The organism is Streptomyces sp. NPDC030820, assembly GCF_055572075.1.
Genome location: NZ_JBVIEB010000004.1, coordinates 390,406 through 410,099, shown reverse-complemented (window position 1 = coordinate 410,099; position 19,694 = coordinate 390,406). Strand labels below are relative to the sequence as shown.

Annotated in this window: 22 protein-coding genes; 12 read left to right on the top strand and 10 right to left on the bottom strand. The window is 70.9% G+C overall.

Annotated elements, in window-relative coordinates:
• Nucleotides 1–138 precede the first annotated feature (138 nt).
• Nucleotides 139–1,746 carry a hypothetical protein gene (locus ACZ418_RS13710; protein ID WP_468361819.1) on the top strand — a complete coding sequence of 536 codons (1,608 nt, stop codon included), beginning with the start codon at nt 139–141 and terminating at the stop codon, nt 1,744–1,746.
• A gap of 29 nt (nt 1,747–1,775) precedes the next feature.
• Here ACZ418_RS13710 and ACZ418_RS13705 read toward each other — a convergent pair whose 3' ends face one another.
• A complete protein-coding gene (locus ACZ418_RS13705) occupies nt 1,776–3,101 on the bottom strand; it encodes an ABC transporter substrate-binding protein (RefSeq protein WP_468361816.1) in 1,326 nt (441 codons plus the stop codon).
• 117 nt (nt 3,102–3,218) lie between these two features.
• On the opposite strand from ACZ418_RS13705, the gene ACZ418_RS13700 reads away from it, so the two are divergent.
• Together ACZ418_RS13700 and purU are read left to right on the top strand one after the other, a co-directional pair.
• Nucleotides 3,219–3,719, top strand: coding sequence for an SCO4402 family protein (locus ACZ418_RS13700; RefSeq protein ID WP_468361813.1), 501 nt, complete (start codon nt 3,219–3,221; stop codon nt 3,717–3,719).
• A 59-nt stretch (nt 3,720–3,778) separates the two neighbouring features.
• The gene (purU, locus tag ACZ418_RS13695) at nt 3,779–4,660 is read left to right on the top strand and encodes a formyltetrahydrofolate deformylase (RefSeq protein ID WP_468361810.1); all 882 of its coding nucleotides are present in this window, start codon (nt 3,779–3,781) and stop codon (nt 4,658–4,660) included.
• 49 nt (nt 4,661–4,709) lie between these two features.
• On the opposite strand, the gene ACZ418_RS13690 is transcribed toward purU, so the two are convergent.
• Nucleotides 4,710–6,122 carry a zf-HC2 domain-containing protein gene (locus ACZ418_RS13690; RefSeq protein ID WP_468361807.1) on the bottom strand — a complete coding sequence of 471 codons (1,413 nt, stop codon included), beginning with the start codon at nt 6,120–6,122 and terminating at the stop codon, nt 4,710–4,712.
• Complete coding sequence (locus ACZ418_RS13685; RefSeq protein WP_468361804.1) at nt 6,119–6,691, bottom strand: sigma-70 family RNA polymerase sigma factor; 573 nt, start codon at nt 6,689–6,691, stop codon at nt 6,119–6,121. The genes ACZ418_RS13690 and ACZ418_RS13685 overlap by 4 nt, the downstream gene beginning before the upstream one ends.
• Before the next feature lie 342 nt (nt 6,692–7,033).
• On the opposite strand from ACZ418_RS13685, the gene ACZ418_RS13680 reads away from it, so the two are divergent.
• Both ACZ418_RS13680 and ACZ418_RS13675 read left to right on the top strand, forming a co-directional pair.
• Complete coding sequence (locus tag ACZ418_RS13680) at nt 7,034–7,408, top strand: STAS domain-containing protein (protein ID WP_468361801.1); 375 nt, start codon at nt 7,034–7,036, stop codon at nt 7,406–7,408.
• A 188-nt stretch (nt 7,409–7,596) separates the two neighbouring features.
• The gene (locus ACZ418_RS13675; RefSeq protein ID WP_468361798.1) at nt 7,597–8,109 is read left to right on the top strand and encodes an EF-hand domain-containing protein; all 513 of its coding nucleotides are present in this window, start codon (nt 7,597–7,599) and stop codon (nt 8,107–8,109) included.
• 24 nt (nt 8,110–8,133) lie between these two features.
• Here the strand turns inward: ACZ418_RS13675 and ACZ418_RS13670 are convergent, their stop codons facing one another.
• Entirely contained in the window at nt 8,134–8,412 is a 279-nt protein-coding gene (locus ACZ418_RS13670) for a hypothetical protein (protein ID WP_468361795.1), read from the bottom strand.
• Nucleotides 8,409–8,702 carry a hypothetical protein gene (locus ACZ418_RS13665; RefSeq protein ID WP_468361792.1) on the bottom strand — a complete coding sequence of 98 codons (294 nt, stop codon included), beginning with the start codon at nt 8,700–8,702 and terminating at the stop codon, nt 8,409–8,411. The genes ACZ418_RS13670 and ACZ418_RS13665 overlap by 4 nt, the downstream gene beginning before the upstream one ends.
• 88 nt (nt 8,703–8,790) lie before the next feature.
• Between ACZ418_RS13665 and ACZ418_RS13660 the strand changes: the two genes are divergently transcribed.
• A complete protein-coding gene (locus ACZ418_RS13660) occupies nt 8,791–9,051 on the top strand; it encodes a GntR family transcriptional regulator (protein ID WP_468361789.1) in 261 nt (86 codons plus the stop codon).
• 1 nt (nt 9,052) lies between these two features.
• Here the strand turns inward: ACZ418_RS13660 and ACZ418_RS13655 are convergent, their stop codons facing one another.
• From ACZ418_RS13655 to ACZ418_RS13645, 3 genes are all read right to left on the bottom strand, one after another.
• On the bottom strand, nt 9,053–9,895 hold the full coding sequence (locus tag ACZ418_RS13655) for a protein kinase family protein (RefSeq protein WP_468361786.1): 843 nt from the start codon (nt 9,893–9,895) through the stop codon (nt 9,053–9,055).
• 70 nt (nt 9,896–9,965) lie between these two features.
• Nucleotides 9,966–10,409, bottom strand: a complete 444-nt coding sequence (locus ACZ418_RS13650; protein WP_468361783.1) for a glycine-rich domain-containing protein — start codon at nt 10,407–10,409, stop codon at nt 9,966–9,968.
• A gap of 248 nt (nt 10,410–10,657) precedes the next feature.
• Entirely contained in the window at nt 10,658–10,888 is a 231-nt protein-coding gene (locus ACZ418_RS13645; RefSeq protein ID WP_468361780.1) for a hypothetical protein, read from the bottom strand.
• 119 nt (nt 10,889–11,007) lie between these two features.
• Here ACZ418_RS13645 and ACZ418_RS13640 point away from each other — a divergent pair, with 119 nt between their 5' ends.
• Both ACZ418_RS13640 and ACZ418_RS13635 read left to right on the top strand, forming a co-directional pair.
• Nucleotides 11,008–11,751 carry an XRE family transcriptional regulator gene (locus ACZ418_RS13640; RefSeq protein WP_468361777.1) on the top strand — a complete coding sequence of 248 codons (744 nt, stop codon included), beginning with the start codon at nt 11,008–11,010 and terminating at the stop codon, nt 11,749–11,751.
• 2 nt (nt 11,752–11,753) lie between these two features.
• On the top strand, nt 11,754–12,224 hold the full coding sequence (locus ACZ418_RS13635) for an NUDIX hydrolase (RefSeq protein WP_468361774.1): 471 nt from the start codon (nt 11,754–11,756) through the stop codon (nt 12,222–12,224).
• A gap of 123 nt (nt 12,225–12,347) precedes the next feature.
• Here ACZ418_RS13635 and ACZ418_RS13630 read toward each other — a convergent pair whose 3' ends face one another.
• Nucleotides 12,348–13,856: a class I adenylate-forming enzyme family protein gene (locus ACZ418_RS13630; RefSeq protein WP_468361771.1), complete on the bottom strand. Its 1,509-nt coding sequence runs from the start codon at nt 13,854–13,856 to the stop codon at nt 12,348–12,350.
• A gap of 89 nt (nt 13,857–13,945) precedes the next feature.
• On the opposite strand from ACZ418_RS13630, the gene ACZ418_RS13625 reads away from it, so the two are divergent.
• The 4 genes from ACZ418_RS13625 to ACZ418_RS13610 all read left to right on the top strand — a co-directional run bounded on the left by ACZ418_RS13625 (nt 13,946) and on the right by ACZ418_RS13610 (nt 18,477).
• Entirely contained in the window at nt 13,946–15,133 is a 1,188-nt protein-coding gene (locus tag ACZ418_RS13625) for an amidohydrolase family protein (protein WP_468361768.1), read from the top strand.
• A complete protein-coding gene (locus ACZ418_RS13620) occupies nt 15,133–16,266 on the top strand; it encodes an acyl-CoA dehydrogenase family protein (RefSeq protein WP_468361765.1) in 1,134 nt (377 codons plus the stop codon). Before ACZ418_RS13625 ends, ACZ418_RS13620 begins: the two co-directional genes overlap by 1 nt.
• A gap of 2 nt (nt 16,267–16,268) precedes the next feature.
• Nucleotides 16,269–17,366, top strand: coding sequence for an acyl-CoA dehydrogenase family protein (locus ACZ418_RS13615; protein WP_468361762.1), 1,098 nt, complete (start codon nt 16,269–16,271; stop codon nt 17,364–17,366).
• A 553-nt stretch (nt 17,367–17,919) separates the two neighbouring features.
• Nucleotides 17,920–18,477 (top strand): ATP-binding protein, encoded by a 558-nt coding sequence (locus ACZ418_RS13610; protein WP_468362327.1) that lies wholly within the window; start codon nt 17,920–17,922, stop codon nt 18,475–18,477.
• 258 nt (nt 18,478–18,735) lie between these two features.
• On the opposite strand, the gene ACZ418_RS13605 is transcribed toward ACZ418_RS13610, so the two are convergent.
• Nucleotides 18,736–19,662 carry a cyclase family protein gene (locus ACZ418_RS13605; protein ID WP_468361759.1) on the bottom strand — a complete coding sequence of 309 codons (927 nt, stop codon included), beginning with the start codon at nt 19,660–19,662 and terminating at the stop codon, nt 18,736–18,738.
• Between the last annotated feature and the right edge of the window lie 32 nt (nt 19,663–19,694).

Genomic DNA, 19,694 nt, shown 5'->3' with positions numbered 1-19,694 from the left:
GCGGGCGGCGCGCCGCGGGGCGGTCCTGTTACCGCCGTCACAGGGAAGAAGATCGCGCCCTGAGCTGCATGGCACCCGGCTCGGGGGACCCGGTAGCGTGAGCCCGATTCACAAGGTCCCCCATTAGTAGGAGTCCCGGTGACGCAGAGTGGACAGGGCGAGGAGCCCTCGGCGCGACCCGCGCACGAAGGCATCGTGCTGCCCTCCGACGGAGGCGAGCCCGTGCTGCCGGGCATGGCCGGCGCGCCCGCCCCCGCCCCCGCCGCCCCGACAGGCGGGCAGGCCTGGGGCGGCTCCTGGGGGCCCGAGCAGCAGCCGCCCCAGCCGGGCCAGGGCTGGCCCCCCGCGCCGGCCCAGCAGTGGCACACCCCGGACGCCGCGAACCAGCAGCCGCCCGCCGCGAACCCCGGCCCGCTGCCCCCGGAGGGCGCCCCGGCGCCGTCGTACGGCCGGCCGTCGTACGACCACTCGGGCGCGCAGGGCGGTGGCTACGGCGCCGGCCGGCAGCCCGGGTACGGCGCGGCACCCGATCCGTACCAGCAGCAGCCCCAGCACCAGCTGCACCAGCAGTCCCTTCCGCAGCCGTACTCGCAGCCGCCGGCCGGTGCCCCGCTGCCCGCCGCGGACGAGGGCGCGACGCAGTACATACCGCCGGTGCAGGCGGCGGCCGCTCCCGAGGGCGCCACGCAGTATCTGCCGCCGGTGCCGGCCGCCCCCGCCGACGAGGGCGCGACCCAGTACATCCCGCCGGTGGCGCCCGGCGCGCTGCCGCCCGAGGCGAGCGGTGAGGAGACGCGCTACCTCGGCCGCGTCCAGCAGCAGGCGCCCGCGTCGGCCTCGCCCGATGCGCAGGCCACCCAGTACATCCCGCCGTACGCCGCGCAGGGGCAGGCGCAGAACCAGTCGCAGGGCGTGGACCGGCAGCCCTCGGACGGGTTCGACCACCTCTTCCGCGGCGGCCCGGCGGGCGGTGACGGCCCGGCCGGCGCCACCCAGCAGATGCCGCGCGTCCAGCAGCCGGGCGCCTACCCCGGCCCGGCGCCGTACGGCGCGCAGCAGCCCTCGTACGGCGCGCAGCAGCCGTCGTACGACCCGGCGCACGACGACGACCAGCCGCGCGGCCGGTCGCGGGTGCCGCTGATCGCCGCGATCGGTGTCGGCATCGTCGTCATCGGTGTCGGCGCCGGCGCCCTGTTCAGCGGCGGGGGCGGCAAGGACCAGGGCAACGACGGCAAGACGGTCGCGGCCACGTCCCCGGCCCCCGGCCAGGGTTCCTCCGCGGCCGCCGATCCGGCCCGGCAGCAGGCGGTCGCGCTGGACAAGCTGCTCGCCGACAGCGGCAGCAGCCGGGCCACGGTGATCAGGTCGGTGGCCGACGTCAAGAACTGCGACAACCTCGACACGGCCGCCTCCAACCTGCGCGACGCCGCCAAGCAGCGGGGCGACCTGGTCACCCGGCTCGGCACGCTGTCCGTGGACAAGCTGCCGGGCAACGGCGAGCTCACCGCGGCGCTGACCCAGGCCTGGCAGGCGTCCGCCGCGGCCGACAACCACTACGCGGCCTGGGCCGACCAGGCCAAGAACCGCAAGGTCTGCCGCAAGGGCCACGCCCGCATCACGGGCGAGACCCAGGCCGGCAACCGGGCGAGCGGCACCGCCAGCGCGCAGAAGGTGAAGGCGGCGGCGCTGTGGAACACGATCGCGCAGAAGTACGGCCTGACCCAGCGCCGGCCCACCCAGCTGTGAGGCACGCCTGAGGGGCGCGCCGGCGGGCGTCACTGCACGTCGGCGTTCTCCAGCGTCTGTGTCATGTCGGTGGTGCCGTCGAGTCCGCCGACGCCCCTGCGGGCGGCGACCAGCTTGCCGTCCTGGACCACCTGCAGGGTGACGTCGGCGTTGACCATCCGCGGGAAACCGACCGAGGCGAGCTTGCTGGAGTAGGTCCAGTGCAGGGCCGGGGTGAGACCGCCGGTGGGGATCCGCAGGCCGTCGTCCAGGGTGCGCCGCACGGAGTCGGCGGTCACCTCGCCGTCGCCGATCTTGTCGAGGACGGCCTTCAGCACGGTGTAGGCGATCCAGGTGGTCTGCACTCCGGCGTCCGCGGGGTCGATGCGGGTGTCGCCGAAGGCCTCCTCGTTGATCACCTTCTTCATCGGGTCCCACCGTGAGTCCGAGGCGGGCGGGTACCAGCCGGTGATGTACGCCCCCTCGTACGGTCCGGACGCGCCGCCGGTGGCGTTGATCACGGTCTGGTCGACGCTGCCGAGCACGGTCGCGAGCCGTACCGGAGGGAAGCTTCCGCGGGCCCGCCGGAAGGAGTCCATGAAGGTGTCCGTGCGGTCCCCGAGCGCCGGGACCACGCAGCCCTTCCTCGCGGGGTTGCTGCTGGCGTACCGCAGCGCCTGGTCGGCCTGGACGCCGTACTCGGTGGCGTCCTCCGCGGCGAGCTGGTTGTTCGCCTTCGCGTGCCCGCCCGCCTTCAGCCCGGAGTCGAGCAGCACCGGCAGCTCGTCGCCGGCGATGCTGTCGGGCCGGACCAGGGAGACGTTGCCGCAGGAGGCCCCGAGGGCCCTGCCGAGACCGGCGAGCAGGGCGGGCTGTCCACCGTTGACCGGGTACGACATCTGGCCGGTGAACTCGTCGTTGGTGACGCCGTAGCCGCCTATGTAGGGGATGCCGGCGCCTTCCAGCGGGGCGGAGTAGGAGTCGGTGAACTGGCTGTAGGAGCCGACGACCGCGACCACGTTCTCGTCGGCCGCGTACCGGGCGCACTTGGCGGCGCCCACGCTGTCGTTGTGGTCGTTGCAGGTCAGGACCTTCAGCTTGCGGCCGTTGAGGCCGCCGTTGGCGTTGATCCACTTGGCGTAGGCGAGGGCCATCGCGGGCATGCCGGGCTTGTTGGTGCCGCTGGTGTCCTGCGGCGCCCAGGTCATCACCTTGATCGGGTCATCCCCGGAGCCCCCCGTGACACCGGGGATGACCCCGCATCCGGCGGTGAGTGACGCGCAGAGGGCCACGGCGCCCGCGGTCAGGGCGGTGGCTCTGCCGGGGCGGAGGGTCGAATGGAGGAATGTACGAAAAGCGCGTCGCCTGCCGGTCATGTGCACGCACGATTCCCTCACACGACTAACCCGTGAGTGACCCTGAGTCAACGAAGGGTGACATCCAGGTGAATTACGGGGGCCAGTGAGGCTGGTGTGACAAGGAACGTACGATCGATGACCGTGCAAGGTACGGAGAACTCTTCCCGTCGTGGCCGTCGCTCCTCCACCATGGGCGGCATGCCCCTAAGCGACATGCCGTGGTGGCGCTGGCGCAGCAATGTGCGCTCGGCGCTGCACATGCTCTCCGACCCGGTGTTCCAGCGGGACGTCTGGCTGGCCGGCGTGGACGGGTACGGCGACGTCACGGACGCCGTCTACCGGCTGGTGGAGGACACCTGGCTGGACAACTGGTCCGCGGAGAAGTACGTCGGCACGATATTCCGGGACTCGCAGGAGGCGGCGCTCGTGGACACCGCCGTGCTGCGGGTGCTGCGGATCATGCACCAGGTCGGCCCGGACGCGCCGGTCGCCGCGTATCTCGACCACCAGGGGTGGTCGGAGGCGGTGCGGGCGGCGCGGGACGCGCACGTACGCCTCGCGGCGAGCGACGGCGACGATCCCGACACGCCCCCGCGGAGTCTGGAAGTGCTGCGGATCATGACGAGGACCGCGTAGCCCGTCCGCCCTGCGGGACGAGCGTCCACGGCGGGTGGTGGTGTGGGAACCTGTAGTGCATGACCGAGCAGTCCGCGCCCGCCGCCGCATCGTCCGACCAGTACGTCCTCACCCTCTCCTGCCCCGACAAGCAGGGCATCGTGCACGCCGTGTCGAGCTACCTCTTCATGACCGGCTGCAACATCGAGGACAGCCAGCAGTTCGGCGACCACGACACTGGTCTGTTCTTCATGCGCGTCCACTTCTCGGCCGAGGCGCCGGTGACGGTGGACAAGCTGCGGGCGAGCTTCGCGGCGATCGGTGACTCCTTCCGCATGGACTGGCAGATCAACCGGGCCGACGAGAAGATGCGGATCCTGCTCATGGTCAGCAAGTTCGGGCACTGCCTGAACGACCTGCTGTTCCGGGCCCGGATCGGCGCGCTGCCGGTGGAGATCGTGGGCGTGGTCTCGAACCACACCGAGTTCGAGGAGCTGGTGGGCTCCTACAACATTCCCTTCCACCATATTCCGGTCACGAAGGACACGAAGTCGCAGGCCGAGGCGAAGCTGCTGGACATCGTGCGCGAGCAGGGCGTCGAGCTGGTCGTCCTCGCCCGCTACATGCAGGTCCTCTCGGACGACCTGTGCAAGCAGCTCAGCGGCCGGATCATCAACATCCACCACTCCTTCCTGCCGAGCTTCAAGGGCGCGAAGCCGTATCACCAGGCCCACGCCAGGGGGGTCAAGCTCATCGGGGCGACCGCGCACTATGTGACCGCCGACCTTGATGAGGGGCCGATCATCGAGCAGGAGGTCGAGCGGGTCGGTCATGACGTGACGCCGGATCAGCTGGTGGCCATCGGCCGCGATGTGGAGTGCCAGGCGCTGGCGCGGGCGGTGAAGTGGCATGCGGAGCGGAGGATTCTGCTCAACGGGCGCCGTACGGTGGTGTTCGCCTAGCAGCTCGGGGGGCGTGCGTCGCGGCCGCCCGTGAAACCGCAACCCACCCCTACAGGCGGCTCAGCCCCGCCGTAGCGAACAGCACATCCCTGATCGCCTCCCGGTCACCGACCTGCCCCACCGCAGCCTCTTCCGGCGACACCCGGCCGGCGGCCAGGCGGCAGAACTCCACGCCGTCCAGCGCCACATGGGCCACCTCCAGGTCCGCGGAGGCCAGCGCCGCCGGTGAGTCCAGCGGGATCAGCCACTCGCCGCCCGCCGCGCCCTCGATCTCCAGCCGCAGGCTGCGGCCGGGCTCGCCGGCGAGGCCGAGGTGGCGGCCGCGGGCCGGGGACGCCAGCCCGGCCTGCCGGCGCCGGGCCAGCGCAGCGGGCAGCATCCGGGCCGAGAGGTCGATCATCTTGTTCAGATGGCGCGTCGCGGGCGGCTGGTACGGGTAGTCCACCGCCTCCGCGATGTCCTCGGCGTGCACCCAGCACTCGAAGGCCCGGTCCAGCATCGCGTCGTGCAGCGGCAGCTCGAAGTCGCCGTACGACACCGCCACTCCGCCCGTGTGCCCGCCGGTGAAGGACACCGTCCGCACCAGGCCGTGGCTCTGCTCCCGCCAGGGCCCCCGCACCGAGCGGGTCGGCGGGAAGTGGGAGGTCCGCCAGAACGCCTCGGTGCGCTCGGCCGGGCCCACCGCGTCCTGCGCGGCCGCGCCGACGACGTCGGCCAGCGGGTCCTGCAGGCCGAGCGCGAGCGCGACCAGCCCGTCCACGGACAGCAGGTGCGCGATCACCCCCGCCACGGTCGTACGACGGCTCTTCGCCGCGTCGGCCTCGAACCACCGCAGCCGCACCGGCGCATGCCACTCCGCGTCCCCGAAATCCTGCAGCAGGGCGTCCAGGCGCGCGCTCTCGGCGTCGTAGGGCGCCGCCCACCCGGGGACCGGGATGCGTGGCGGGCGGCGTTCCAGGCAGCTCTCCAGGACGCGGGTGCGCAGGGCCGGGTCCAGGTCGAGGCTCTCCGGCTGGTGCAGCAGGCCGACCGCCTCGCGCAGCCGACGAGCCTCGTCGGCGCAGCCTCCGCAGGAGCCCAGGTGGTCCTCGACGGCGGCCGTCTCCGCCGCCGAGCAGGCGGCCAGCGCCCAGGCGCCGAGGAGCGATTTCAGGACGTCGTGCGGCAGGTCGAGCGGCACGGGTGCGAGGTCTCCCGGATCGGTGAGGTCGGGCAGCGGTCGCCCGCCGTCCTCGACGGAGGCGCGGGGCGTCGGTATGCGCGTCGGCCGGTCCGGTTCGGGCCCGCCGGTTGCCTGGGAGTCCTGCCCCGAGCCGCCGCCGGCGCCCTGCCCGGTGTGGCCGTTCTCACCCCGGCCGCCGTCGCGCTCGTACGACTGTCCCTCGTGCTGTCCCTCGCGCCGCTCCTCGTCTCCCGGCTTCTCGTGCTCGTCGTGCGCCCCGAACCCTTCGGCTCCGCTCACACCGCACCCCCGTGTTCCGGTGGTGTCCCGGTGTCATGGGCGGTGGACAGCAGCTGCAGGCCGAGGCGGAGCCGGCGGCGGGCCTCGTCCTCGGTGACGCCGAGGTCGACGGCGGTCTGGCGGTAGTCGCGGCGCTGGAAGTAGGCGAGGTCGAGGGCGGCGCGCAGCGGGGCGGGCATGGAGTGGACGATGTAGTCGGCGCGGGCGGCGACCGAGGCGCGGCGCACCTTGCGCTCCAGTTCCACCAGGGAGCCGCCGCTGTTCCGCGGCAGCGCGGCGGCCTCGCTGTCGCGCAGCCGCTGCACGGCGAGCCGGTGGGTGACCCCGGCGACCCAGGTGCGCAGCGGGCCCTCCTTGGGGTCGTAGGTCTCGGGGTGTTCCCAGAGATGGGCGAAGACCTCGCGGGTGAGGGTGTCGGCCGCCTTCTCGTCCCCGAGGACGCGGTGGGCGAGGCCGTGCACCAGCGAGGCGAAGCGGTCGTACAGCTCGCCCAGGGCGGCCGCCTCACCGCGGGCGAGCCGCTGCTGCATCTTGCGGTCCCAGCGGGGCGGTACGTCCTTGCCTGCCATGCGGTCGCCTCCCCTCGCCCATGTCCGGCCCGTCCAGCGTGTCTGCACTGTCTTCTCGAATGTAGTCGGCACGTCCGGGAGTGCACGCCCCTTTATGTCAATGCGCGCCCCTGGAGGGGCCGCAGGTGATAGTGCCCCCTTCACATAACCTTCACACGAGTTGCGCGCATCTCTGATCGAACAGGATCGATAGTGACTGAAACAAGCCCCTTGTCGATCACGTCTGGTTTGTGGCCCGACGTTTCAGGGAACGGCCGCTGGGCAGCCGCGCGGAAGCAAGCGTAGGAACTGCTTCCGTTTCCGGGCGGTTCCGGAAGTTCCGGCGAGCGGAGGGGCAGGGACGTGGCATTCAAGGTGACCGGCGTCGAACAGGGTGAGTGGGCCGTGCTCCGGGTGTCCGGGGAACTGGACCTGATCACCTCACCAGTTCTGCGTCAACGTGTGCACGACGTCGTCGCAGAGGGTCACCACAGCCTCGTCGTGGACCTTTCCGACGTCTTCTTCTGCGACTCCAGCGGGGTCGGCGTCCTCGTCGCCGCCCGCAGGCTGATCCGCTCCTGTCAGGGCCGGCTCCGGCTCATCCTGCCCGACCAGGGGGCCGACGACGGCTCACACGTCAACCGGGTCCTCGGCGCGCTCGGCGTGCGCCGGCTCTTCGACGTCCGGCCCGACGTCGAGTCCGCGACGACGGACGAGGCGGGCCCGCTCTCGGCCTGACGCGCCGCCCGCGCCACCCTGCTCCTCCGCGACACGGCCACACTGTTGTCGCAGAATTCCCCCGGTCTTGGCACAACGGCCCGATTACCGCCACTCGACAGCCACCCGCGTCATACGCTCCCTGCCAGGTCACTCACGCACCCGTGGGGTGACCCGAACGACGCACACGTAAGGCGGCCCGAACAGACATGGTCAGCACCGACTACGAGCGCAGGATCGCAGCCCGGTTCGACACCTTCGACCAGGACGGCAACGGCTGGATCGACCGCGAGGACTTCAGCGCGGCGGCCAAGGCGCTCCTCGCCGAGTTCGCCGTACCCGCGCGCTCCGACAAGGGGCAGGCGCTGTACGCCGGCGCGGAGGCGTTCTGGCAGGGCATGGCCGGGATCGCCGACCGGGACGGCGACCAGCGCATCACCCGCGAGGAGTTCGTCTCCGGCGCGGTCAAGCGCCTGCGCGACAACCCCGAGCGCTTCGCCGAGATCGCCCGCCCCTTCCTGCACGCGGCCCTCGCGGTGGCGGACACCGACGGGGACGGCCGGGCCACGGTCGCGGACACGGCACGCGTGCTGCGTGTCTTCCACGTGCCGGAGGACATCGCCTGGGCGACGGCCACCGCGCTGGACACCGACGGCGACGGCATGGTGGGCGAGCCGGAGATCGTCCCGGCGTTCGCGCGGTACTTCACCGTCCCCGAATAGTTCGTTGCTCCTGGCTGCCGGATCCTATTCGGATGCGCCGGCCGCTTGCCGCGTCTCCGATGCGACCAGGCCGACGCACTCATCGAGCGCCGTATGCAACGGCGCGACGAGGGCGGCGAGTTCGGCGTCGGATGCGTTCTCTGCATCCAGTACGGCGCCTACGACGGCGAGCAGCGCGGCGGCCGACTTGAGCGCGTGGGCGTCGGCCACTGCTTCGAGGTAACCGCCGGGGCGTGTGACCGCATAGGCCTCCTTGCCGGTGGCCGGGTCGATGCCGAGGCTGCGCAGGCGCGACGTGCTCATACGGCGACCTCCAGCGAGACGACGTAGTCCTGACCCATCGTCGCCAGTACGGCGGCCCGGCGCCGTTCGCGTTGAAGAAGGCGCCGCTCGAGTTCATCGCGCTCGCGTTCCCACAGGGTGACGTATGGACGGACGAGGGGCTGGCCATCCGCGACGATGACGGGCAAGGGCGGCCTGTCGGGCCTGGGTGGCGGAACCAGCGGGCCGGGCGGCGCGGGCGGTGGGGAGACGCGGTGGGCGCCCCTGGAAGGCAGGAAGAGGCGCAGGATCGCGGTCAGTAGGCTGCGCATCAGGTCGACTCCAGTTCAGTCGGCTCAGGCCCCGGTGAGGAAGTAGCCGCTTCCCGCCGGGGCTGATCTCTTGTGCCACGCTGCAGTCATGGACCTTGATCGCACCCGCCCGCTCTGGCGGCAGATCGCAGCGGAGATCATCCGGCGTATCAAGGACGGCACGTATCCGCCGGGAAGCCGCGTGCCGTCCACTTTGGAGATAGCCCAGGAGTTCGGCGTCGTGAACGCCACCGCGGCGAAGGCCATGCGGCATGTGCGCGAGCAGGGCTGGACGCGCGGCGAGGTCGGGCTGGGGACCTTCGTCGCCGATCCTCTGCCGCCCACAGTCGAAGAGACGTCGGACTCCTGAACTACAGGCAGCTCAGGGCCTTACCCACCTCGATGATGGTGGGTCTGTCTTCAGGGGCAGGACTGAGCATGGCGTCGATCAGTTCGCCCAGCTTGCCAGGCGTCATCACTGCGCGGCGCTTGCCGCTTGCCACGGCCCTTCTCTGCTCGGGACGCGGTGCGTCGTCCGGATACTCGACCGCCCGCCAGCCCGTGGCGGAAATGAGCAGTGACGCGCCGAGCGCGTAGATGTCGGCTTCCTGCGTAGGCTCAGCCTCTCCGGTCGCGAGCACGCTGCGCGCGATCTCAGGTGCCTCGTAGTGGACGAGGCAACCGCGGAACGGGAAGTCGTACCCCATGGGGACGTGCCCGCCGCGCGCCAAGGCCAGGTCGATGAGGTGTGTCCGCCCCGGCCCGATGATGAAGTGCGCGGGCTGCACGTCACCGTGGGCCCAGCCCTGGGCGTGCAGTTCGGCCAGCGCCTCCACGCATCCCAGGGCCACGCTGGTGTGCGGCTCGATGCGCGCGTCCGGCTCACGGCAGGGCCGCCACAGCTGGTAGAGGTCCGGCCCTTCGCGCCACGGCTGGAAGTTCCAGGTGCCGTGCTCCCATTCGCCGTACGCGAAGTCATGGAAGCCAAGACGATGCAGCACGGCACCTTCGCGTGCGGGCGCGAGCGCCGTCCAGGGCTGGGCAGGCCAGTCGGCCGTAGCCTCGATCGGACAGCCGACCTTCACGGCGTAGTGCCCCCGATGGCTCTCGACCTCCCAGACCATCGAGCCCCGGCGATTGACGACCAGGCGCTGAGTCGTGGGCATGAGCGCGTCGAGCACGACGATCGGCAGTTCAGTGGGTGTCCCGGACAACTTCTGTTCTCCTTCCGGGCAACGTGGCCGACCCCGCATCAGGGCCGGCCACACTGCTGATGTCGGGTAGCTATGCCTGACCGTACGGTCGGCCGCAGTCCGAATCGCACTGCGCGAGGTTTGTGCCGTCCACGGTCCACAGGTCCTCGAAGACCATGAACCCGGCCGCCTTCATCGCGTGTGCCGAGGCGGCGACCTTCTTCGGTTCGCGGGGCCCTCCGCCCGGCACGGGGTTGTGGTGCAGGAAGCGGCCTGCGTACCGGTCGCAGAGCGCGGCGTACTCCTTCGTGTGCAGGATGAGTGCGTGCAGGCCGAGGTCCACGTCATCCGACGGAACCATGGGAACGGTGGCGGTCGCGGCGGTGACCGCGAAGGCGACCGCCTGGTCCGCGATCCGCTCGGCACGCTCGCGCGGCTGTCCGTTGTGGACCACCACGAAGTGGGCGAGACTGTCGAACAGCTCCTCACCAGCCACCGCGCGTCCGGTCTTCTGGTCGTTGGCCGTTGCCGTCATGCGAATACTCCTTGAGTGTCGCTGTGCTCTGGCACATTGCGCCCGCATCGGTCGCCGAGACATGGCCTATGACGACCGGGGGATGGAAGGCCGACCCCGAACGGGGAAGGGGGAACCAGGGAAGGTGGCACCCCGTTCGGGGCGGCCGGTCTACTGGTTGGTACCGAGGGCCATGCCGATCACCAGGCCACAGGACCCGCTGATCACGATGATGAACAGGACCCCGGCGTACCGGCCGATGGCGCGCATCACAGGCCGTCCCGGCTGTTGCCGTTCTTGATGGCCAGGCGGGCTCTCAGTTCCTCCCGCGCAGTCAGCGCCACCACGTTGGCCGGCAGGGCATCCCACTCCACGCCGCCACCCACGGGCCTTATCTGCACCCGGGCGCCGACCTCACCCATGACGACGCCGATACGTCCACTGGCAGTGTCCTTCGCCAGTTCACCGATGCCTGGTCTGGTCTGCTGGTTGCTCGCCATGCGGACGAGCATCCTGCCGCCCATCAGGACGACGGAACCTCCGACAAACCCCACTTCGGGACGTCCCGCGTCGGGTAGAACGTCCCTAGTGCCGTCCCTGGGTGTTAGGAGAGAGTGGGATGCCGAACGAGAGGTTACGTGCTGTCATGGCGGCCGGCGGCTGGACGTACGCCGCCCTTGCGGACAAGGTCGAAGTCGATCCCAAATCCGTTGAACGATGGGTCAATCTGGGGCGTACGCCGCGTCGTGCCACGGCCATGTTGGCAGCGGAAACGCTAGGAGAAGACGTGCACGCTCTATGGCCCGCGCTCCGGCAGGCACGCCCTGCCCGCGCCGTCAGCCCGGAACTTGTGGCTCTCTACGATCAGCGGGCGGACATCCCCGTATCCACCTTTGTGGACATGCTGAGCCAGGCCTGCGAGCACATCGACGTGTTGGTGTACGCCGCCGTCTTCCTGCACGAGGCGTATCCGCGGCTCAATGACCTGTTGCGAGAGCGAGCCGCCGACGGGTGTGCGGTCCGTATCGCGATCGGCGACCCGGACAGTACGAATGTCCAACAGCGCGGCGCGGAGGAGAGGTTCGGCCACGGGATCGAGTCCCGTTGCCGACTCGCCCTCATGCACTACCGCCCGCTTGCCGGGGTACCTGGCATCGAGGTGCGCACCCATGCCACCACGCTCTACAACTCGATCTATCGTGCGGATGACCAAGCACTGGTCAATGCCCATGTCTGGGGCGTGAACGCCTACGGCGCTCCCGTGTGGCATCTCCGGCGCAGCGGAGAGGGCGGCATGTTCGACACCTACGCCAGCAGCTTCGACGCGGTGTGGGAGACCGCGACGCCGGTAACAGAAGGGTGACCATGGCACGGACCGAGTACTACGACGACCCAGCGGCACCCAAGCCGAACAGCTTGGTGGTCGCCGCGTCCGCCGTGATTACCGACGACGACGGGCACATCCTCCTCCAGCGCCGACGGGATAACGATCTTTGGGCGATCCCTGGTGGCGGCATGGAGATGACCGACTCACTCCCAGGAGCGGCCGTCCGCGAGGTGAAGGAGGAAACGGGTCTGGACGTAGAGATCACCGGGCTTGTGGGCACGTACACCGACCCTCGCCACATCATCGCCTACTCGGACGGTGAGGTGCGCAGACAGTTCAACGTCTGCTTCACCGCCCGCGTGATCGGCGGCCGACTCGCGATCTCGGACGAGTCCACGGAGCTGCGGTTCGTCCAACCAGCGGAGATTGATCAACTGCCGATGCATCACACGCAGCGGCTCCGAATCCGTCACTTCCTGGAGCATCGTGATCGGCCATATCTCGGCTGACCTCGTAGGTTGCGATGACGGCAACTCTGATAGCAACGACTGCACACAAGGGGTCCGTGATCCGGTACGTTGTGCCCGCTTCCGCCCCGGGTGGGCGGAAGCGAGGTGGGTTGCCCGAGCTGCCTAAGGGAATGGTCGTGAAAACCGCTCCCGCAGCTTGTATTTGAGTACCTTCCGCAGCGTGTCGTTCCGGGGCAGTGCCTCCACCACCTCCAGCCGCTCCGGCAGCTTGTGCACGGACAGGCCCGAGGAACGCAGGTACGAGACGACCTCCGGCAAGGTCAACTCAGCTGCCCCCGGCCGCTGTTCGACGACCGCGCAGACCAGTTCCCCCCGTTCCGCGTCCGGCAGGCCGATCACCGCCGCGTCCGCGATCGACGGGTGCGCGGCGAGGAGGTCCTCGATCTCCTTGGCCGAGATGTTCTCGCCCTTGCGGATGATCACGTCCTTCAGGCGGCCGGTGAGGACGAGGTGGCCGGAGTCCGTCACATGGCCGAGGTCGCCGGTGCGCAGGAAGCCGTCGGGGTCGAAGGCGGCGGCCGTCTGGGCGGGGTCCAGATAGCCCTGGCAGACGGCCTCGCCGCGGAGTCGTATCTCGCCGTCGACGATCCGGATCTCCATGCCGGCCGGGGGGCGGCCCTCGGTCGTGGCCAGGTTCTCCGGGGTGTCCCGGGGGTCGCCCATGGTGATCAGCGGGACCTCGGTCATGCCGTAGCCGTGGGCGAGCTGGACGCTCATCTCGCGGACCACCGAGTGGTGGAGCTCGGGTGGCCTGGGCGCACCACCGCCCGCCAGCAGGCGCAGGGTCGGAATCAGCCTGTCACCCGGCTGTTTGCGCTGTTCGGACAGGAACATCGAGTAGAAGGCCGTGGAGCCGCCGGCCACCGTCACCCTGTGCCGCCGGTACTCCGCCAGCGCGTCCGGCAGCGCGAAGTGCTCGAACAGCACCGCCGGGAAGCCGTAGAGCAGCAGCATCACCATGTAGTCGGGTCCGCCTATGTGGGCGTACGGGAAGGCGATCGAGCCCACGTCGTCGGCGCCCAATCTCAGCGCATGCGCCAGGCAGGAGCCGCCGGCGATCAGGGAGCGGTCGGTGTGCAGCACGCCCTTGGGGTCTGAGGTGGTGCCGGAGGTCCAGTAGATCCAGCGGACCGAGGTGCCCTCGGCGGGCGGGGCGGGGAGCGCGGAGGGATCGCCGTCGGGGAGGGTGTCGTACGCCTCGAAGATGCCCTTCGCGCCGAGCCGCCGCGCCATCTCCGTGTGGTCGTGGCCCCGCCACACGCCCGGGACCGCGAAGAACTCCGCCTTCGACTCGCGCAGGGCGAAGCCGACCTCCCGGTCCCGGTAGAAGGGGATCACGGGGGACTGTACGGCGCCCAGACGGGCCAGGGCGAAGGAGAGGAGGGCCGTCTCGATGCGGGTGGGCAGCTGCCAGGCCACCACCGTGCCGGGCCGTACGCCCATGTCGTACAGGCCCGCCGCCACCCGCTCGGCACCCGTGCGCAGTTCGCCGAAGGTGAGCGCGCGGTCCTGCTGCAGAAGGACCGGGCGGTCGGGGGTGAGGGCCGCGCGGCGGACGACCAGGTCCCACAGCGTGCGGGCGGAACTCAGGGAGTGCGGGGTGTCGTTCACGTGTGCCCCCTCCTTGGCTGACGAGTCGTCAGGTAACATGCTATCTGACGGACCATCAGATAAGTACCGTCCGGCGGAGGAGGGGACCCATGACCGAGCTGCCCCGCATCATCAGCGTCGACGACCACGTGATCGAGCCCGCCCATCTCTTCGAGACCTGGCTGCCGGCCAGGTACCGCGAGCGTGGGCCCAAACCGCTGACCGCCGGGATCGGGGAGCTGGCCTACGTCGGCGGCAAGTACCGGATCACGATGGACCCGGCCGGCCAGCCGACCGACTGGTGGATCTACGAGGACCTGAAGTTCCCGTACAAGCGCAACATCGCCGCCGTCGGCTTCGACCGGGACGAGATGACCCTGGAGGGGATCACCCGGGAGCAGATGCGCCGCGGATGCTGGGACCCCAAGGCGCGCCTTGCGGACATGGACCTCAACCATGTCGAGGCCAGCCTCTGCTTCCCGACCTTCCCCCGCTTCTGCGGGCAGACCTTCGCCGAGGCGCACGACAAGGAGGTCGCCCTCGCCTGCGTGCGCGCCTACAACGACTGGATGGTGGAGGAGTGGTGCGGGGACAGCGGCGGCCGGCTGATCCCGCTGTGCCTGATCCCGCTGTGGGACGTCGAGCTGGCCGTCGCCGAGATCCGGCGCAACGCCGAGCGCGGGGTGCGGGCGGTGACCTTCTCCGAGATCCCCACCCACCTGGGACTGCCGTCCATCCACTCCGGCTACTGGGACCCGTTCTTCGCCGTCTGCCAGGAGACGGGGACGGTCGTCAACATGCACATCGGCAGCAGCTCCCAGATGCCGGCCGCATCGCCCGACGCCCCGCCCGCCGTCCAGGCCTCGCTCAGCTTCAACAACGCGATGGCCTCGATGATGGACTACCTCTTCAGCGGGGTCCTGGTGAAGTTCCCCCGGCTCAAACTCGCCTACTCCGAGGGTCAGATGGGCTGGATTCCGTACGCTCTGGAGCGCGCCGACGACGTGTGGCAGGAGCACCGCGCCTGGGGCGGGGTCCGGGACCTGATCCCCGAGCCGCCGTCGACGTACTACTACCGGCAGATCTTCTGCTGCTTCTTCCGCGACAAGCACGGGGTCGCCTCGCTGGACGTGGTGGGGCGGGACAACGCCACCTTCGAGACCGACTACCCACACGTCGACTCGACCTTCCCGCACACCAAGGAGGTCGCTCTCGACCATGTGAAGGGCCTGGACGAGGAGACGGTCCACAAGCTGATGCGGGGCAACGCCATCCGCATGCTGGACCTGGACCTGTAGTGGACCTCTCCTGCACGCCGGAAGAGGAGGAGTTCCGGGCCCGGCTGAGGGAGTGGCTCGCCAAGGTGCTCCCCACCCTCCCCGCCAGGCCGTCTCCCGACGACTGGCCCGCGCGCAGGGCGTACGACCTGGGCTGGCAGCGGATGCTGTACGACGCCGGGTACGCCGATGTCCACTGGGACGCCTCGCCGACGACCCGGCTGATCTTCCTGGAGGAGACGGAGAAGGCGGGCGCGCCCTATGTGGGGGCGGGTTTCGTCGGGCTGCTGCACGCCGGCCCGACGATCGCCGCCGAGGGCACGCCCGAGCAGCGGGCGCGCTGGCTGCCGCCGATCCTGCGCGGCGAGGAGGTGTGGTGCCAGGGCTTCAGCGAGCCGGACGCGGGATCGGATCTGGCGTCGCTGCGCACGCGCGCGTGGCGTGACGGCGACGACTACGTGGTCACCGGGTCCAAGATCTGGACCTCCCACGCCGAGGTCGCCGACTGGTGCGAACTGCTGGTCCGCACCGATCCGGACCTCCCCAAGCACCGGGGCATCACCTGGCTCGCGATGCCCATGGACGCCGCCGGCATCACCGTACGGCCACTGCGCACGCTCGCCGGGTCGGCCGAGTTCGCGGAAGTGTTCCTGGACGAGGTACGGGTGCCGGTGGCGAACCGGGTCGGCGCGGAGAACGACGGCTGGCGCGTGACCATGGTGACCCTGTCCTTCGAGCGCGGCACGGCGTTCGTCGGCGAGGTGGTGGCCTGCCGCCGCGTCCTGGCCGAACTCGCGGGTGAGGCGCGGGAGAACGGCCGCTGGGACGATCCCGTGCTGCGGCGCCGACTCGGCCGCCTGGAGGCTGAGTTCCGGGCGTTGTGGCGGCTGACCCAGTGGAACGTGAGCGAGGCGGAGGCGAGCGGCGGGGTGCCGGGGGTCGGGGGTTCGGTTTTCAAACTCCGCTACTCCCACGCGCGTCAGGAGCTGTACGACACCGCCGCCGAGGTCCTGGGTCCCGATTGCCTGGACATGAACCGGTCCTGGGTCCTGGACCGACTGTCCTCCCTCTCGTACACCATCGCCGCCGGCACCTCACAGATCCAGCGCAACATCGTGGCCGAGCGGATTCTGGGGCTGCCGAAAGGGAGATGAGCGTGCGTTTTCAACTCACCGACGATCAGCGTGCGTTGCAGGCGGGCGTACGGCAGCTGCTGGACCGGCGGTTCGGGCGGCAGGCGCTGCGGGCGGCCGTCGATGCGCCGGGGCGGCTCGACCGGCAGCTGTGGCGGGCGCTCGGGGACGCGGGGTTCTTCGCCCTGCGGCTGCCCGAGGCGGACGGCGGGGTCGGACTGGGGCTGCCGGAGACCGTGCTGGCTTTCGAGGAGGCGGGCCGGGCGCTGCTCCCCGGGCCGCTCGTGGCGACCCACCTCGCGGCCGGGAGCGTACCGGGCGCGGCCACCGGGGAGACGGTGGTGACGGCGGTGGACGGGGGGCTGGTGGAGTGGCTGGAGGCGGCGGATGTGGTGCGCGGGGAGGTGGCGGGGGCTGTACCGCTGCGTTCCGTCGACCCGCTGACCCCGCTGCACCGAACGCGGGCCCCCCGGCCCCCGGCCGACACCGGCACCCGCACCCACGCCCCCGACGGCGCCGGCACCCACGCCCCCGATGGCACCGGCATCCCCGCCCCTGACGGCACCGGCACCCGCATCAACAGCACCGGCACCGCCACCCCCGCCTCCGATGGCGCCGGCGCCCCCGCCCCCGCCCCCGATGGCACCCGCATCCCCGCCCCCAACAGCACCGGCACCGCCACCCCCGCCCCCGCCGGCACCCGCCCCCCCGACCCCATCGCCACCCTCCTCACCGCCGCCGAGCAGCTGGGTACCGCCGTACGGGTGCAGGAGCTGGCCGTGCAACACGCCCGAGTGCGGGAGCAGTTCGGGCGGCCGATCGGGGCCTTCCAGGCCGTGCAGCATCTGTGCGCGGACCTGCTGGTGCGGACCGAGACCGCGCGCGCCGCCGTGTACGCGGCCGCCGTCACCGGCGACCCGGCCGACATCGCCGCCGCCCGGCTGCTCGCCGACGAGGCCGCCGTACGCGGGGCCCGGGACTGCCTTCAGGTGCACGGCGGCATGGGGTTCACCTGGGAGGCAGATGTGCATCTGCATCTGAAGCGGGCCTGGGTGCGGTCCCGGCGGGGTGGCGGGAGCACGGAGAGTGAGGAACTGCTCGCCGCGCGGCTGGTCGCCTGAAGCGGCGACCGCGCCCTGGACTGCACCGGCGAGAAACCCTTGGCCCAGGATGTCGCGGATTGTGGCACACAGGTATCACGGAGCGTCGATACCTGGTTGTGTCCTTCGACAGGCTCGTCACGGCCCGGAGTCGGGGGTCCCCTCCGGTACCTTGTGTGGGATGCGAGTGGCTGCGAGCATGAGCCGGGCCGGCGGTGCCCCTGGGGCGGCACCGGGTCGCGCGGTGCGCGTCGCTGCTCGCGGGGCGGTGAAGGCGTCGGCCGACGCCTGTTCGACTCCCCCGCACGAGCGTCGCACAGTATGCCGCACGCGTACTCCTTCGCGCTGGAATATGCCCGAAGCGCTTGTTGGGGTGACTGTACGTCAACCATGCTGTCTACCAAGGGAATCACGTTCCGTGACCCTTGCTCTGGCCGTTGTTCTGGCCATGCAGAAAATGGCTACGATCGTGGCCCTCGTGATCGTCGTCGCGGCTGCAGCGGCCGTGGCGGCCGGGTGGCGTGGGGTCATGTGTCCGCCGGTTCGGATGGTGTGAGCGGTGCAGGTGCTTCAAGTGCAGCTGGAGATCCGGCCCGATCCCACGGAGGTGGGTCGGGCGAGGAGGTGGGCCCGCTCGCGGCTCCCCGGACTCGGGATAGCGGCCGACGAGCCGCTGGCCGAGACCCTGATCCTGCTCGTCTCCGAGTTGGTGACCAACGCCGTTGTGCACACCGGTCACGCGGCCGTGCTCCGGCTCTCCCTGCCGGGCACCTCGGCCGAACTACCGGGTACGGCGGCCGAGCCGGCCGGAAGCACCGAGCCGGCCGGAAGCACCGAGCCGGCCGGAACCGCCGGGGCGCCGACGACGACCGTCGCGGCCACCGTGCGCGTCGAGGTGGCCGACAGCAGCTCCCGCGCCCCCGTGCCGCGTTGCGCCGGCGGTGACGCCACCGGCGGGCGCGGCCTGGCCCTGGTGGACTGCCTGGCCGATCGCTGGGGCTGGAGCCCGGAAGGCGTCGGCAAGAGCATCTGGTGTGAACTGGACCGCTGTTCACAGCCCAGGGAGAGCGCAGCGATGGCGTACGGGGGCGGACTGTCCGCGTACGAGGGTCTCGCCTTCGAGGCGGTGTAGCACCCGGCGTGGCGATGCGCCGGGGGTGCATCCGTGCGCGGGTGCCGCGAACAGGGCGTACGTAACAAATCCCCGTACCGGCGTTGACGACCCGTGACTGCCTGATCACGCTTGTGGGCGACGATTCGCCGCGAGGGGACGGCGAGGGCCTGGGTGACGGCGGCCCTCGCCGAGTGTGGGTCGCACCCGGTGGGCGGCGCGTGCGCGACGGTGGGGGGAGGCGCGCCGCCGGCCGGTCAATGCCCTGCGTGGGGGCTCTCAGAGGACGGCCACGGGTGCCACCGGCGTTCCCGTCGCGCCGACGAACGGCTCGGGCATCGCCGACAGCAGGAACGTGTACCGCCCTTCTTGTCCACAGGCTGTGGACAATTCTTCGAGATTCCAGTTCTGCCCCTGGAGCATCCCCATCTCCACCAGGTCCAGGGCGTGCACGGGCAGCCACAGATTCTCCGACTCGGGCGGAAATATCTCAAAAGTGAGGGTGTCGTTCGCGACCGCCGCCACATCGCGCGCGCGGAACCACTCAGGTGTACGGACGGACAGTCCCGGCGACGGATAGCCGTACCCGTGCCTGTCCCCGGCCAGATACACCTGCACCTGCCCGGTGCGGACCAGCACGATGTCGCCGGCCCGCACCCGGACCCCGCCGAACTCCTCGGCCCGCTCCAGATCCTCCGGCGTCACCGCGTGGCCCCCCGCCAGCCGGTCCACGCCACGCGCGCGTGCCACGTCCAGCAGCACCCCGCGCGAGACGATGTGCCGCGCTTTGTCGATCCCGCCGAACTCGGCACCGCCGTGCGCGGTGACCGTGTGCGCCGGGCGGCCGTTGTAGATCCGACCCGAGTGCGAGACATGCGTGAGCGCGTCCCAGTGGGTGCCCGCCTGCAGCCCCATGGTCACCGCGTCGTCGCTGCACGCCACCGTGCCCGGCCCGAAGAGTTCCTGGTTGATCTGGACCATGACGTGGAGGGGGTTGACGCGGCCGGGGATCACCCCGGTCTGCACGCCGTCCTGCTGGAGGGGGAGGGCGAGGGGAACGCGGCGGCCGGTGCGGACGCAGGCGGCGGCTCCGCGTACGACCTCGTCGGTGATCAGGTTCAGCGTGCCGATCTCGTCGTCCGCTCCCCAGCGCCCCCAGTTGTTCACGCGCCCCGCGATCTCGTGGAACTCCTCCGGCAGTGCCATCCGGTGCCTCCCCGGGGCTTGTGTCCGCGCAT